The sequence below is a fragment of the Agromyces sp. CCNWLW213 genome (genome assembly GCF_037199545.1).
In the GTDB taxonomy this organism is placed as follows: domain Bacteria; phylum Actinomycetota; class Actinomycetes; order Actinomycetales; family Microbacteriaceae; genus Agromyces.
Map to the genome: position 1 here is coordinate 177,708 of NZ_JBBBDX010000005.1, position 15,088 is coordinate 192,795.

A 15,088-nucleotide genomic window follows, 5' to 3' on the forward strand; every position below is an offset into this window, starting at 1 on the left:
CCTTCGTGGTCCGGACGTCGGCCCGGTGGGATCTGGGGCTAGTGCGGAGACGACTCGAGCACGGCCGAGGCGTGGGCCGCGGCATCCACCACGACCTGCCCGTCGACGAGCGTGAGCAGCACGTCCGCGCGTCCGAGCTCGTCGGGGTCGGTCGTCAGCGGATCGCGGTCGAGCACCGTGACGTCCGCGACGGCGCCGACCTCGAGCACCCCGCCGCGTTCCCCGATCGTCGTGAACGGATGCCGCGTGACGCCGCGCAGCGCATCCACGGGGCCGAGCGCCTGGTCGGGGGTCACCGGCGCGGCTCCGGGGTCGTCGTGCGGCCGCCGGAGCTGTGCGTCGGCGAGGATCCCGACCGCGTCGCTCGGAGCGACCGGCCAGTCCGAGCCGAGCGCCAGGGGCACGCCCGCGCGGACGAGGTCGCCCGTGCGGAAGCCCCGCGCGGCGCGCTCGCCGCCGAGCCGGGTCGACCAGTTGTCGCTGCCGTCCGCCCTCGTGAAGAGGGTGCAGTGCGTCGGCTGCATGCTCGCCATGATCCCGGAGGACGCGAAGAGCTCGAGCGCGGCATCCGTCATCGTCTCGATGTGCTCGACCCGGTGCGTCGCGCGGCGGTGCGGCAGCCCCGCGATGGCGCGCACGACGTAGTCGATGCCGGCGTCGCCGATCGCGTGGGTCGTGGTCGGGATGTCGCGGCGGTCCAGCTCGGCGAGCGCCTCGCGGTACTGCCCGGGGTCGAGCCACAGGGACTTCGTCGACTCGCCGAGGCAGTCCGGCTCGTGCAGCCACGCGGTGCCGTTGTCGATCGTGCCGTCGATCATGAGCTTCACGCCGCCGACGACCCACCGACGCCCGCGCGTGCCCTGGAGCCGGGCCAGGCGGTCGACCTCGTCGACCGCGGTGCCGGGCTCGAACCACGGCGACATCCGGAGCCTGACGGGCAGGTCGCGGGTCTCCTCGATGGCGCGAAGGAGCTCGATCGTGCCGGGTGCGAGGTCCTGGACCTGCCCGCTCGTGAAGCCCGCCCGGGCCATGTGGGACAGCACGTCGTACAGTCCGTCGACCCGCTCGTCGAACGTGAGCTCGGGGACGAACGGCTCGACGATCGCCATCGCCTGCAGCTCGAGCAGGTATCCGGTCGGCCTGCCGTCGGCGTCGGTCACGACCCGGGACCCGTCGGTGAAGCGCTCGTCGCCGCGGCATCCGGCGATCTCGAGCGCCCGCGTCGAGGCGAGCGCGGCGTGCGCGTCGAACAGGCGGATGAACGCCGGGCGGCCCGGCGCCGCCGCCTCGAGCACCCGGTTCGTGAGCTCGGCGCCCTCGAACGCGTTCGGGTCGAGGCCCCAGCCCAGGAGCCAGTCGTCGTCGCCGAGCGCGGCGACCTCGGCCCGCAGCCGGTGCCCGACCTCGGCGAGGGTGCGGCAGCCCGTGAGGTCGGCGCCGCGCGTGAGCGCGAGACCGAACACCGGGTGGATGTGGCTGTCGACGAAACCGGGGAGGATCGTCGCGCCCGGCAGGTCGATCACCCTCGTGCCGGTGCCGATCCATTCCCCGAGCGAGCCGCGCTCGCCGATGGCGACGACCCGCCCGCCGGCGACGGCGATGCCCGTGACGCCCGCGGGCGCGACCTCCGCGTCGGCCATCGTGACGACCCTCCCGCCGATGACGACGGTGTCGGCGATCCGGTTGCCGCTCATGCCGCCTCGGCCCCCTGTCCGCCGATCGACGCGAACCGGTCGGGCCGCCTCGAGCGGAGCGCGATCGCGTAGGCGATCCCCGCGCCGAGCACGATCGGCACCACCGCGAGGATGACCGCGTTGATCGCGGGCCCGGCCGCGGTGAGGTAGTCGATGGTCGAGACCAGGATCGCCAGGAGCACGGCCATCGCCACGATCGAGAAGATCGCCGCCGGCAGCACGTACCACTTCCGCTCGAGCTGCGGGTTCCGGAGGATGAAGACGAGCACCGCGATCGAGGCGAGCAGCTGCAGCGTGATGATGCCGTACACGCCGGGGGAGTTGACGAGGATCACGAGCTGCGTGAGCGGGTCGAGCCCGGCGACGCCGAACGCGAGCACGACCGCGATGGCGACGAGGGTCTGCAGCAGGCCCGCCGGCCACGGGGCGCCGAAGCGGTTGGTGCGGTTGAAGAAGGACGGCAGGATGCCGTCGCGCGAGAGCGCGAAGCTGTAGCGGTTGATGGCGTTGTGGAACGCGAGCTGGCCGGCGAAGATGCTCGACACGATCAGGATGAACATCGCCGCGACCCCCCAGTCGCCCACGTACCGTCCCATGGCGGTGAAGAAGAACGCCGCCGGGTCCTCGGCGATGACGCCCTGCACGGCGGCGTCGCCGAAGGCCTGGATGACCAGCCAGAGCGTGCCCGTGTAGAACACCGCCAGGAACGCCACCGCGATGTAGGTCGCGCGCGGGATCGAGCGGACCGGGTCGCGGGTCTCGTTGCGGTACAGCACCGTCGACTCGAAGCCCATGAACGCCGCGAACCCGAAGCCCAGGACGGCGAACATGCTCGGGGTGAAGATGTTCTCGGGCGCGAAGGTCCCGAAGCCGAGGTCGCCGGCGCGCGCGCCCAGGATCGCGGCGGCGAGGACGACGAGCAGCGCCGTCTCGAGCACGAGCAGGACCCCGAGGACCCGGGCGCCGACATCCACCCCGGCCGCGGCGAGCCCGAAGACGAGCACCGCGCCGACGACGGCGAGCACCCACCACGGCAGCAGGACGCCGAACACCTGGGCGAGCATGCCCTCGGCCATCACGCCGAACAGGCCCCACAGGCCGATCTGCAGCAGGTTGTACGACGCCCAGGCGAGGAAGCCGGCGCCGAGCCCGACGACCTTGCCGAGCCCGACCGCGATGTAGGTGTAGAAGCCGCCCATCGGTGCGAGGTTGCGGGCGGTGAAGAGGAACCCGATCGAGAACACCGCGAGCACGACGCCCGCGATCGCGTAGACCAGCGGCGCCGAGACGCCGCCGATGAGGACGGCGAGCGGTCCGATCCCGGCGAGCACGCTGAGCGGCGCCGCGGCCGAGACCACGAGGAAGACGACCCCCCAGGTGCCGAGTGCCGCCGTCTTGAGCGTTCCCGTCTTCGGTTCGTCGTCGAGGAGGGTCGAATCCAGGGTCACGAGCAACTCCTTCGTTGAATGCTGACCCGTGCCGACCGACGTGGGCGACGGGGTGACTGCGCTGAGTCTGCCTCATCCCGGACGAATGCGCAATCGATTGTGCAAAGATGTCCGTACCGTGATTCCCATCACTAGGATCGAGCCGGAGGGGAGGCGCCGATGGCCGTCACACGCCCGGCGACGCTGCAGGACGTCGCCGACCGATCGGGAGTCTCACGGGGGACCGCCTCGCGGGCGCTCTCCGGAGGGGGTCGCGTCTCGGCCGAGACGCGAGCACGCGTCGCCGCCGCGGCGGCGGAGCTGGACTTCACGACCAACAGCGGCGCGCGGAACCTCCGCCGCGCTCGCGCCGGGTCGATCGGGCTCTGGTTGCCCCAGGGGCTGCGCTTCATGGACTACTACATGAACTTCACGTTCGGCGTCGTCGAGGCGACCAACGACCGCGAGCTCACCGTCTCGCTCATCCCGGGCGACTTCCCGCCGGGCAAGGCGCGAAGCCTCCACGTCGACGGCTTCGTGATGGCCGACGTCGACGGTCACGACGAGCTCGCTCGGGCGATCCTCACGACCGGACGACCCGTCGTCACGTCCGAGCTCGTGCCGCCCGGCGTGCCGGCGCCCACCGCCTCGGTGACCGCCGACCACGCCGCCGCGACCCGGCTGCTCCTCGACCGCCTCCGCCGCGGCGGCGCCGAGTCGATCGTCGTCCTGATCCCCGACATCGACCAGACCTGGGTCAGCGCCGTGCACGACGCGACCGCGGCCTGGTCCGCCGCGGAGGGCGTGGGGCTGTCGTTCCTGCCCCTCGTCGGCGTGCCCGCCGCGACCGAGCTGCACCGCATCGTCGACGGGCTCCTCGCGGCCCGACCCGACGTCGACGCCATCGTCTGCGTTCCCGACGGGCTCGCGGTCGGCATCCTCTCGACGCTCCGCGAACTCGGCCGCGCCGTGCCCGAGGACATCCAGATCGTCTCGTACGTCGACGGCGCGACGCTCCCCATCGTCCAGCCGCCGATCAGCGCACTCGACCTGCGGCCCCGGGAGGCCGGCCTGCGCGCCGGCCGACTGCTCGTCTCCCTCCTCGACGGGGGCGTCCCGCGGGCGGCGGAGGGCGGGCCGCTCACGGAGATGCTCGACCTCGAGTACCACGAGCGCGCCTCGACCCTGCCGGAGGCGTCGACGCGCCGCCGGCGCGAGCCCGGTCCATAGGGCGGCCGCCCCCGACGGAGCGTGTCATGACCCGGTTCGCGATCGACGCCCACACGGCACTGCGGCTCGTCGCCGACGACGTGGCGGTCGCCGAGGGCCACGAGCTCGTCGCGCCGAACGTGCTGCGATCGCAGGTGCTCTCGCTCCTGTACCGCGCCGTCCGTCGCGGCGACCTGAGCCGCGATGCCGCTCGCGTCCGGCTCGAGCGGCTCGCGTCGCTCCGTATGCGGCTGCTCGGCGATCGCGTCTCACGGGCGGTGGCCTGGGAACTCGCGGAGCAGCTCGACCTCGATGACACGGCGGACGCCGAGTTCCTCGCCGTGGCCAGGCTGCAGGCCGACGCCCTCGTCGCCCTCGACCCGGGCCTCGCGCGCCACGCCGAGGGCGTCGTCGCGGTCGCGCCGTTCGAGGCGCTCCTCCTCCCCTGAGCGGAGACGTCGCCGCGGGACCGGGCCGTCCTCGGCCGGCCCGGGCCCCGCGACCCGAAGACGTTCGGCAGCGCGCGCCGTCCGATCGCTCCCGGCGCACCCGGCAGTAGACTCGCCCCAGTACGCGGCGTCGCCGCCGCGACCGAGCGAACCGGGGGGTACGTTCGTGAGTGACGACGTCGAGGCGTCCACACCTCATGGCGACGCGCCGCGCACGCCGGGACCCGAGCGCGCGGCCGCATCCACCGCATCCGCCTCCTCACGACCGAACGCATTCTCCTGGCCGGCGCTGACCGCGGCGACGTGGGTGGCCTGCATCGCGATCACCGCCTGGGTGCTCCTGAACCCGTCCCTCGCGGTCGGGTACCCCAACCGATCGCTGCACCTCGTGCTGGACTCGGTCGACGCGTGCATCGCCCTCCTCGTCGCCTACCTGCTGCACAATCGCTACGTCCGACGCCAGCGGCTCCAGGACTGGCTCCTCTGCGTGGGGCTCGTGATCCTCGGCCTGGCGAGCCTCGTGGTCACCTACGCCGTCCAGGAGATCCTCGGCATCCGGGACGGCCGGCTCGACGTCTGGCTGCCGCTGGCCCTGCGCGTGATCGGCTCGATCGTGGTGCTCGTCGCGGCGCTCGTCGGGGATCGCCCGGGTCCCCGATGGCTCCGTCGCTGGTCGGTCGCCGCACCGGTGCTCCTCATCGTCCTCGTGGCGACCGTGCTCTGGGCGATGGAGGGCGTGCTGCCGGTCGCCCTCCCGCAGGAGCTCGCCGGCGACTCCGGATCCGCGCCCATGCTCGAGGGACACCCGGCCTTCCTCGCCGGGCTCTCGATCGCGGCCGTCTGCTTCCTGGCCGCCTCGCTCGTCGTGACCAGGCAGGCCGCCCGGAACGACGACGAGCTCCTGCGATGGCTGGCCCCGGCGAGCGTCCTCGCCGGCTTCGCGCGGCTCAACTACCTGCTCTACCCGTCGCTGTACACGGACTGGCTGTACACGGGCGACCTCCTCCGGACCGCGGGCTACGCGCTCCTGCTCGTCGGCGCCCTGCGCGAGTTGCGGATCTACTGGCGCGCGCAGGCGCACATGGCGGTCACCGAGGATCGCCGCCGCCTCGCCCGCGAACTGCACGACGGCCTGCTGCAGGAGCTCACCTTCATCCGCATCGCGTCGTCGATGCTCCCGGGCGAGACGAGGGCGAAGGGCGAGATCACGGATGCCGCGATGCGCGCGCTCGACGAGGCGAGGGCCGCCGTGAACGCGCTCGGCAGCCTCGACGACGAACCGCTCGGATTCGTCCTGCACCGCGCGGCGCGCGAGCTCGCGGAGCGGCACGACGTCGACCTCGAGGTCGACGTGGACGACTCGATCGTCGTCGACCCCGAACAGCGGCACGACCTGCTGCGGATCATGCGGGAGGCGGTCGTCAACGCGGTGCGGCACGGCCGCGCCCGGCACATCCGCGTGCGCCTCTCGCAGGACGAGCTCGAGCAGCGCCTGACCATCGAGGACGACGGCTCGGGCTTCGCGGTGGGATCGAGCGCCGCGTCGGGCGGCTACGGCCTGGTGAGCATGCGGGACCGGGCGAGGGAGCTCCCCGGCGCGATGCGGATCGATTCCCAGCCGGGGCAGGGCACCACGCTCACCGTCACCTGGTAGCGCCCCGCCCGGCCGATCCGACCCGGGTTCCCCTACCCTCGGATCATGACGACAACGCAGCGGTCGTCCCGTGCGCCGGCGGAGGGCGCGGGCTGATGGGGTTCGTCCTGCACGCCCCCGGCGTCGTGCTCGGCGTGGCCTCCCTGGTGCTCAAGGAGGGCGCCACGCTCGAGGGAGCGCTCGAGGTGGTCCGCGCGGCGGTCGGCGCCGGGGTGGCGGCGATCGACACCGCCCGCGCCTACGCGACGGTCGACGACGACGCTGCGGGCGAGCGGATCGCGCAGGCGGCCCGGGCGCAGTCCCCGGGCCTGCCGATCATCACCAAGGCCGGGCACTTCCGCCTGGGGCGCGCCGCCTGGGACTCGGACGGCAGCGCCGAGCGCGTGCGCGCCGACGCGTTGCGCAGTCGCGAGGTCCTGGGCGCCCCGCCCTCGCTCCTGCTCCTGCACCGCGCCGACCGGGTCGACGACCTCGACGCCTCGGTGCGCGAACTCGCAGCCCTGCGCGACGAGGGCGTCGTCGAGGCGATCGGGCTCTCGAACGCCTCGATCGAGCAACTCGACCGCGCCCGCGCCATCACGGCGCTCGACGCCGTCGAGAACCGCTTCGCCCTCGGGATCGACCCCGCCGCCGAGTACCGCTACTGCATCGACGCGGGCATCCCCTTCCTCGCATACGCCCCGTTCGGCGGACCCCGGGCGGACCCGCTCGCCACGCACGTGCCCCGCGTCGCCGCCCTCGCCCGGGCACGCGACGTCTCCGTGCACCGAGCGGCGCTCGCCGCGATGCTCGACGCGATGCCCGGCGCCTGGCCGGTGATCGGATCCACGCGCGTGGAGTCGGTGCTCGACTCGCTCGCCGCGGCAGGGCTCGCCGTCGACGACGACCTCCGACAGGCCTTCACCGACGACCTGCGATCCCGCGGGGTGCGGCTCCGCCCCTGACCCGGCGACGGCCCGAATCGAGCGCCCAGCGGCATCCGCAGCGGCGTCGGCGCGCCGACCAGCGGAGGGCCGCGTCGGCGCGCTACCCGCCGACGTGGATGACCGGCCGCGCCTCGGGATCGACCTCGGCCTCGCGGAGGATCTCGCGGACGACCGGAGCCGTGTCGCCGCGGCCGAGCAGGATGTACCGGAGCATGTGCAGGAGCGGATTGCCCTCCGACCACTCGAAGTAGGCGTGCGGCCGGATGCGTGCGGCATCCCGCATCGCCAGCAGGATCGCCGCGATCGCGTTCGGCGCCGCCGGGCTCTGGGCCCGCAGCACCCGGTGGCCGTCGACCTCGACGCCGCGGACGTGGAGGTGCTCGCGGAACTCCGACGGATCGACGATGTCGATCTCGAGGAACAGCACGTCCGCGGGCCCCGGCACCGGATTGAGCCGACGCTGCGTGGCCTCCTTCTCGCGGTACTCGGCGTCGTCGCCGGCACCGGGCCGCTTGGCGATGATGTTGAGGCGGGAGTCGTAGGCGAGCGAGTCCTGGATGAAGCGGCGTGCGGCGTCGTCGAACTCGATGCGGTCGGCGCGGATCTCGGTCGTCCGCGACAGTCGTGAGACGACCGAGACGACCACGATGCCGAGGACGAAGCACAGCGAGATGACGATCCCCTCGGGCTTCTCGATCTCGTTGGCGATGAGCGCGTAGCCGAGGATCGCGGTGAGCGCGGCGAATCCGACGGACGCGGCCCGCTGCCGCTTCCGGATGGCGGACACGAGCACCGCGAACGACGCCGAGACCATCATCGCCAGGATGCCCGTCGCGTAGGCGCCGGCCTGCGCATCGACGTCGGCCTTGAAGACGATCGTGATGACGATGCTGATGGCGGTGTAGACGAGCACGACCGGACGGACCGAACGGCTCCATTCCGGTGCCATCCCGTAGGCGGGAAGGTACCGCGGCACGATGTTGATCAGCCCCGCCATCGCCGAGGCCCCGGCGAACCAGAGGATCAGCACGCTGCTGAGGTCGTAGATCGTGCCGAACGCCTCGCCGTGGAACTCGTGCGCGAGGTAGGCGAGCGCGCGGCCGTTCGCCTCGCCGCCGGGCTGGAACGCCTCACTCGGGATCAGGACGGTCGTCACCAGGCTGCTGCTGATGAGGTAGGCGCTCATGATGACCGCGGCGGTCGTCAGCAGCCTGCGGGTGTTCCCGATGCGCGACGCCTGACGTCGCACGGGAGTGTCGCCCTTCGCCGCGACGAGCGGCATCATGCTGACGCCCGTCTCGAACCCGGACAGGCCCAGCACGAGCAGCGGGAACGCGAGCAGCGCCGGCACGATCATCCCGCCCCATCCGGCACCGCTGGAGGTCAGCGCCGACCACCACTGCTCGACCGAGACCGGGTCGGCGACCAGACGTGCCATCCCTTCGACGATGATGATCGCGTTCAGCCCGAGGAAGACCAGCACGAGCGGGACGGCGACCCCGACCGCCTCGCGGAAGCCGAGCAGGAACACCCCGCCGAGGATGAGCAGGAGGACGACGGTCACGGGGACGGCCTGCCCGTCCAGGAACTCGGGAGCCAGCGGGTTCTCGAGCAGGTGCACCGTCGCGTCCGCCGACGAGAGCGTGATCGTGACGATCCACGAGGTCGCCACGAAGCCCAGCAGCACGAGCACGAAGATCTTGCCCTGCCAGAACGGCAGGAGCCGTTCGAGCATGGCGACCGAGCCCTGCCCGTGCGGGCTCTCCTTCGCGACGCGACGGTACATGGGCAGCATGCCGAGCAGGGTGAGCGCGACGATCAGCAGCGTCGCGATCGGCGAGACGGCCCCGGCGGCGAGCACCGCGATCGACGGCAGGTACGAGAGGGTCGAGAAGTAGTCGACGCCGGTGAGGCACATGACCTTCCACCAGGGACTCTGCTCGGCGGTCCGCTCGGCCGTCTCCGGCCCCGCGGGCGGCACGGTGTGCTCGAACAGCCAGCGCGTGAACGGCGCCGTCGGTCGGGAGGGCTGCGGGCCCGGCACGCTCGCCGGGAACACGAACCGATCCCACTCCACCACCGGCATCCGGCATCCCTCCCGTCCTCGACGTTCCAGCCGACCGGATGATCCTCGCACCGGCCCGGTGCGGCCGCGCCGCCGCAGGCGCACGAGGTCCGTGAGCGATCGGCCGGGATGCGTTAGGGATCCGTATGGGCAGAATCGGAGCATGCCCTCACCGGCCGCCGAGTTCGTCGACCGCACCCTCCACGCCGAGGGGTCGGAGGAGCGCGCCGCCGAGCACGCGGGTCGGATCGGCGGTGGGTTGCGCTTCGTGGGCGCCTCGGTCGGAGCGGTTCGCGGCACGGTCCGCGACCTGCACCGCCGGCATCCCGGCCTCGGACACGACGACGTGACCGCCCTGGCATCCGAGCTCTGGTCGGAGCCCGTCTACGAGCGTCGGCTCGCGGCCGTCGTGCTGCTTCAGGGGCGCGTGGGCCTGCTCCGTGTCAGCGACCTGACCCGCCTCGAGGGGTTCCTGCGGGATGCCCGGGTGCCGGAACTGGTCGATCCGCTGGTGCACGACGTCGTCGGGCCGCTCCTGGCGCGGCTCGACCGCCGCGAGTCGGACCGGGCCGGACGCATCGTCGCCCGGTGGGCGACGGAGACGGCACCGACCCTCCGACGGGCCGCGTCGCTGCTGTGATCTCGGCTCGGCACGCCGGGCGCCGGGCCCCGGCCGGGCTCACCGCGCCACCTCGTCGATCGCCCATCGCGGCACGAACGGCGAGGTCACCTGCTCGAGCCACGACCACAGCTCCGCCTGGCGGGCCGGCAGCCGCGTGCTCGGCGCCGCGGTCGTGACCCGGCCGATCTCGACGTAGCCGCCGTGCAGGTCGGGGTGCACGTCGCCGAGCGCCAGCTCGACCGCGTGCCGGCCCGTCGTGGTCGGCGTCGTCGCCCCGGGCAGGATGCTCATCGCCGGCATGAGCCGACGCCACCCCCAGTACATGTATCCGGGCATGTCGCGGCCGAGCCCCGTGCCGGCGACGAGGCCCGGGTCGTAGGTGTTGAGCCGTCGCCCCTCGGCGCCGAGTCGCTCGGCCCAGCGATGCGAAAGGGTGACCAGCGCGAGCTTGCTCGACGCGTACGCGATGCCGCCCTGTTCGCGCTCGTCGGCGAACCGCTCGGCGCCGGTCGCGGGCGGCGCAGCGGTGGCGAGGTCGGCGGGCGTCTGCCAGACGGGGTCGGGCACGAGGTTGAACGACGCGCGCTTGCCGCGGTGCGTCGATGAGCCGAGCAGCACGACGTGGGCGCCGGGCGCGAGCAGCGGCCGGGTGCCGCGCAGGAGGAGGTGCTGCGCGATGACGTTCACGGTGAACGTGAGCTCCCAGCCCTGCGCGCCGTGGCGTCGGCGGTCGGTGTACTGCGCGCCCGCGTTGAGGACGGCCGCGTCGACGGCCCCGGCGCTCCGGTCGTCGATCAGGCGCCGGGCCTCGTCGAGGGCGCGGCCCACCGAATCGAGGTCGCCGAGGTCGGCCGGAACGCCGTGCGCCGTCAGGCCGGCCTCGCGCGCGACGGCGGTCGCGGCATCCAGTCGCGCCGGATCGCGGCCGAGCAGCACGAGGCGGGGCCGGGACGGATGGCGGACGAGGTGGCGGAGCATGCTCGCTCCGATCCCGCTCGTGGGACCGGTCAGCAGCACCGTGGGCGGATTGATGTCAGAGTGTGTCATGAGACGAGGTGCTCTTCGCCGACGACGACGAACTGCTGCCGGCCCTCGTCTCGTCGATCGCCGACAGCACCGCCGCCGACGCGGGAGGCATGATGCGCGCAGCGCTCGGCGCCCTCGCGGATCGGATGGAACCCGGGCGCCCCCGGCTGCAGCAGCGGCAGCGCATCATCGAACGGGATGTCGGCCTCACGGGCCGCGAGCTCGCGAAGCAGGCGCGGTGGCAGGGCGCGGTCGTCGACGCGCTGCGCGACCGGGGATTCGACCGCGACGACGCCGAGATCCTCGCGGCCATCGGCTTCGCCCTGTACACGGGCGCACTCCACGAATGGCTCGAGCGCGACGACGCCACCTCGCTGCGCGACCACGTCGAGCGCCGCTTCCCGAAGGTGCCCGATGCGATGAACCGGCCGGTTCCCCGCTGAGCGCGGCGGGGGTAGCCTGAGACCCGGTGGCGCTCACGCGTCGCCGCCGAGGCGTCGAGCGTCCACCGACGTCGCCGCCTCGGAACCTGTGCCAACACCGGAGCGGCCGACCCATGACCTGGGATGACGATTCCTTCGCCGATGACTTCGGCGAGCGTCATCCCGGCCGCGCCCGCCCCACCGCGTGGCAGGTCGCGGTGCACGTGGGCGCCTACGTCGGACTCGTGGTTGGCGTCGTCGCGCTGATCGTCGGCGTGATCGCCTTCTCCGGCGTGTTCGGCACCGCCGCGAACCCGGGCGGATTCGCCTCGGGGCCGGCGCACGGCCCGCGGGTGGCCATGCCGCCGCTGGTCGAACCGCTCGAACCGGATGCCGCGGCGGAACCGCCGGGTCCTCCGGCCGACGACGCCCAGGCCGACGTCACGGGGCCGCCGGTCGTCACGGGGACCGACACCGGCCCGATCGACCCGGACTGGACGGCCGAGACCGCGGCGGCCACGGGCATCCCGCAACGGGCGCTGTCGGCGTACGCCCTCGCGCACGGCCTGGTCGCGCAGGCCGACCCCGACTGCGGGGTCGACTGGGCGACGATCGCCGCCATCGGAGCGATCGAGTCGGACCACGGGCGCCACGGCGACGCCACGCTCGGCGAGGACGGCACCGCGCTGCCGGCGATCATCGGGCGAGCGCTCGACGGCGACGGCGTCGCGCGCATCGAGGACACGGACGGCGGCCTGCTGGACGGGGACGCCACGTGGGATCGCGCGGTGGGGCCGATGCAGTTCATCCCGTCGACGTGGGCCGAATGGGGCACCGACGGCAACGGCGACGGGCTCGCCGACCCGCACCAGATCGACGACGCCGCCCAGACCACGGCGCGCTACCTGTGCGCGTCCGGCCCCATGCGGAGCTCCGAGGGGTGGCGCGCCGCCGTCTTCTCGTACAACCACGACGACGACTACGTCGACGACGTGGCGCGGGTCGCGAACGAGTACGCGGCGGCGATCGGCTAGGTCGTTCCGCCACGGCGTGCACGGCGACGGCGCCGCCCGCGTCGACACGCGGACGGCGCCTCCCGATCCGCGGCTACTCGCCTGCGGCGAGCCGCTGCCGGTCCTCCTCGAGCAGCGCGTCGGCGCCCTCGTCGCCCTCGGCGATGACGGCGTCCTCCTCCAGCGACATCCGGAGCCGGCGGCGGAACAGGCGCGTCATGACGAGCAGCGCGACGACGCCGATCCCCAGCCAGAGCAGGCCGTACGTCATCGCGTCGCCGCTCACGTTGAGCCAGAGCACGATCGTGAGCACCACGCCGATGGCGGGGAGCACGATGTTCCGCACGACCTGCTTCACGGTCGTCACCTCGCGGCGACGGATCGCGAAGTGGATGATCACGGCGAGGTTCACGACCGTGAAGGCGATGAGCGCCCCGAAGTTGATGAGGGAGAAGACGAAGTCGAGGTCGGCCATCGCGGCGCCGAGCGACACGATGCCGACGAGCACGACGGCGACCGCCGGCGTGCGGAAGCGGGGGTGCACGTACGAGAGGCGGCGCGAGATCGGGCCCGTGCCGTTGCGGCCCATGACGTAGATCATGCGCGAGACGCTCGCGTGCGAGGCGAGGCTCGACGCGGCCGCCGCGGCGATCGCCGCCGACACGAAGAAGATCTGGAACAGCATGCCGCCCACCGAGAACGCGATCTCCGGCAGCGCGGTGCCCTCGGTGAAGCCCTCCGTGGCGGGGAAGAGCGACTGGGCGAACCACCCGGCGGTGAAGAAGATCAGGCCGCCGAGGAGCAGCGCGAGCACGATCGCCTTCGGCACGGTGTGCGCGTCCTTCGCCTCCTCGGTGTACATCGTGATCGCGTCGAACCCGATGAAGGAGAAGCAGACGATCGTGGCCGCGCTGATGACGGTCGCGATCTGCACGTTCGCGTGGTACAGCGGCTCGATGCTGAAGGCGGTGCCGTTGCCCGCGCCCTGCTGCAGCGCGCCCCACGCGAGGATCACGAACACGCCGATGAGCACGACCTGGAAGACGAGGAGCGCGGCGTTGACGCGCGAGGTCGACGTGATGCTCCACAGGTTCAGCAGCGTGATGAGCGCGACGTAGCCGCCGACCCAGACCCAGCCGGAGACGTCGGGGAAGAACGACTCGAAGTACTGGCGAACGAGCAGCGCGTTCACGAGCGGGAGGAGCAGGTAGTCGAGGAGCGCCGTCCAGCCGACGAGGAAGCCGACGTTCGGGTGGATCGTCTCGGACGCGTAGGTGTACGCCGACCCCGCGGAGGGGTAGACCCGCGTCATCCGGCCGTAGCTGATCGCGGTGAAGAGCATCACCACGAGCGCGAAGAGGTAGGCGAGCGGCACGACGCCGCCGCTCTCGTCGGAGACGTAGCCGAACGTGTCGAACACCGTCATGGGCGTCATGTAGCCGAGGCCGAGGCCGACGATGGACCAGAGGCCGAGTGAGCGCCGGAGCCGGGTGGGGTGGGCCGCGAGTGCGGAAGTGGTCATGGTGGATCCTGTCGTCGCCATTGTCGAGCGGGGTGACGCTACGTCACCGGCGCGGCCGACAGGACCGACACGGTGTCGAAACTGCGGGCGCCCTATTCGCCATGCTGGCGAACCGTCGCGAGCGGAAGCCGGGGCCACCAGCAGCGGACCGCGGCGCGGTAGCGCCGGTAGTCGTCGCCGAAGCGCGCCTCGAGGTCGGACTCCTCGAGTGGCCGCACCGCGAAGTTCCACACGAGCGACCCGGCGACCGCGTACGCGATCACCAGCCACGACGAGAGCATCGGCCCGACCGCGGCGCCCTGCACGATCCCCGCCAACGCCATGGGGTTCCGCACGGAGCGGTAGGGGCCGGCGATCACCAGCCGGTTCGTCATGGCCGCGGGCAGGGGGGTGCCGCCGCCGCGCGTCGACATCACCGCCGCCGACCACACTCCGAGCGCACTCGCAAGGAGGAACACGACGACGCCCGCCGCTCGCGCCCCCGGGGGGAAGGGCACCGCCAGCCGCAGATGCTGCTCCGCGGCGCTCAGCACGAGGGGCACGACCGCCAGGAAGAAGCCCCAGAACACCACGATCTGGGCGGCCGTGGCCAGGACGTGCGCGGCGGTGGGCGCCCGCGAGTCCGCGGGCCGGAACGCGAACGGCCCGCGGGACGTGATCCACTCGGTCGGCACCCGGCCCCAGGCCATCAGGCACAGCGCGATCGTGGATCCGCCCGTGGCGGCGGCCATGAGCAGGATGCCCCAGCCCGCCTCCCCGGTGAGCGCGCCGTAGATCGTCAGGCCCGCCGTCACGAGCACGGTCCAAGCGGTGGCGACGGCCGCGGCGGACCGCACGCCGAAGGCCGCCACCGCGGAGGCGAGGACGAAGAGCGGGACGTCGAGCACCGCGACGAGGACGGGATCCAGTCGACCGAGAGTGGCCTCGCGCACGACCGGCGAGGCGAACACCGCGATCCACCAGGCGCCGCCGGCGACCGCCTGCGCGGCGAAGTACCAGCGCCCCAGCATGGCCGAACCATAGCATCGGGCGCCGCACCCGCTCGCCGTGCCAGACTGC

General features: G+C 72.9%; 13 protein-coding genes. 7 read left to right on the top strand and 6 right to left on the bottom strand.

What is annotated here, in order from left to right:
• Window positions 1-38: 38 nt before the first annotated feature.
• Window positions 39-1,694 (bottom strand): amidohydrolase, encoded by a 1,656-nt coding sequence (locus WBQ80_RS11845; RefSeq protein ID WP_336571776.1) that lies wholly within the window; start codon window positions 1,692-1,694, stop codon window positions 39-41.
• Window positions 1,691-3,142, bottom strand: a complete 1,452-nt coding sequence (locus WBQ80_RS11850; RefSeq protein WP_336571775.1) for an APC family permease — start codon at window positions 3,140-3,142, stop codon at window positions 1,691-1,693. Before WBQ80_RS11850 ends, WBQ80_RS11845 begins: the two co-directional genes overlap by 4 nt.
• A gap of 159 nt (window positions 3,143-3,301) precedes the next feature.
• On the opposite strand from WBQ80_RS11850, the gene WBQ80_RS11855 reads away from it, so the two are divergent.
• From WBQ80_RS11855 to WBQ80_RS11870, 4 genes are all read left to right on the top strand, one after another.
• A complete protein-coding gene (locus tag WBQ80_RS11855) occupies window positions 3,302-4,351 on the top strand; it encodes a LacI family DNA-binding transcriptional regulator (RefSeq protein WP_336571774.1) in 1,050 nt (349 codons plus the stop codon).
• A 26-nt stretch (window positions 4,352-4,377) separates the two neighbouring features.
• Window positions 4,378-4,779: a type II toxin-antitoxin system VapC family toxin gene (locus WBQ80_RS11860; RefSeq protein WP_336571773.1), complete on the top strand. Its 402-nt coding sequence runs from the start codon at window positions 4,378-4,380 to the stop codon at window positions 4,777-4,779.
• Between the two features lie 166 nt (window positions 4,780-4,945).
• Window positions 4,946-6,433 (top strand): ATP-binding protein, encoded by a 1,488-nt coding sequence (locus WBQ80_RS11865; protein ID WP_336571772.1) that lies wholly within the window; start codon window positions 4,946-4,948, stop codon window positions 6,431-6,433.
• 95 nt (window positions 6,434-6,528) lie between these two features.
• Window positions 6,529-7,377, top strand: a complete 849-nt coding sequence (locus tag WBQ80_RS11870) for an aldo/keto reductase (RefSeq protein WP_336571771.1) — start codon at window positions 6,529-6,531, stop codon at window positions 7,375-7,377.
• Window positions 7,378-7,459: 82 nt separating this feature from the next.
• Here the strand turns inward: WBQ80_RS11870 and WBQ80_RS11875 are convergent, their stop codons facing one another.
• The gene (locus WBQ80_RS11875; protein ID WP_336571770.1) at window positions 7,460-9,445 is read right to left on the bottom strand and encodes an amino acid transporter; all 1,986 of its coding nucleotides are present in this window, start codon (window positions 9,443-9,445) and stop codon (window positions 7,460-7,462) included.
• Window positions 9,446-9,587: 142 nt separating this feature from the next.
• Here WBQ80_RS11875 and WBQ80_RS11880 point away from each other — a divergent pair, with 142 nt between their 5' ends.
• A complete protein-coding gene (locus WBQ80_RS11880; protein WP_336571769.1) occupies window positions 9,588-10,064 on the top strand; it encodes a DNA alkylation repair protein in 477 nt (158 codons plus the stop codon).
• A gap of 39 nt (window positions 10,065-10,103) precedes the next feature.
• Here WBQ80_RS11880 and WBQ80_RS11885 read toward each other — a convergent pair whose 3' ends face one another.
• Window positions 10,104-11,093, bottom strand: coding sequence for an SDR family NAD(P)-dependent oxidoreductase (locus WBQ80_RS11885; RefSeq protein ID WP_336571768.1), 990 nt, complete (start codon window positions 11,091-11,093; stop codon window positions 10,104-10,106).
• Window positions 11,094-11,101: 8 nt separating this feature from the next.
• Between WBQ80_RS11885 and WBQ80_RS11890 the strand changes: the two genes are divergently transcribed.
• Together WBQ80_RS11890 and WBQ80_RS11895 are read left to right on the top strand one after the other, a co-directional pair.
• Window positions 11,102-11,515 (top strand): acyl-CoA-like ligand-binding transcription factor, encoded by a 414-nt coding sequence (locus WBQ80_RS11890; protein WP_336571767.1) that lies wholly within the window; start codon window positions 11,102-11,104, stop codon window positions 11,513-11,515.
• A 113-nt stretch (window positions 11,516-11,628) separates the two neighbouring features.
• Window positions 11,629-12,528 (top strand): lytic transglycosylase domain-containing protein, encoded by a 900-nt coding sequence (locus WBQ80_RS11895; RefSeq protein ID WP_336571766.1) that lies wholly within the window; start codon window positions 11,629-11,631, stop codon window positions 12,526-12,528.
• Between the two features lie 73 nt (window positions 12,529-12,601).
• Here the strand turns inward: WBQ80_RS11895 and WBQ80_RS11900 are convergent, their stop codons facing one another.
• Window positions 12,602-14,029 carry an APC family permease gene (locus WBQ80_RS11900; protein ID WP_337282564.1) on the bottom strand — a complete coding sequence of 476 codons (1,428 nt, stop codon included), beginning with the start codon at window positions 14,027-14,029 and terminating at the stop codon, window positions 12,602-12,604.
• Between the two features lie 92 nt (window positions 14,030-14,121).
• A complete protein-coding gene (locus WBQ80_RS11905; RefSeq protein WP_336571764.1) occupies window positions 14,122-15,039 on the bottom strand; it encodes a methyltransferase family protein in 918 nt (305 codons plus the stop codon).
• Window positions 15,040-15,088: the final 49 nt, after the last annotated feature.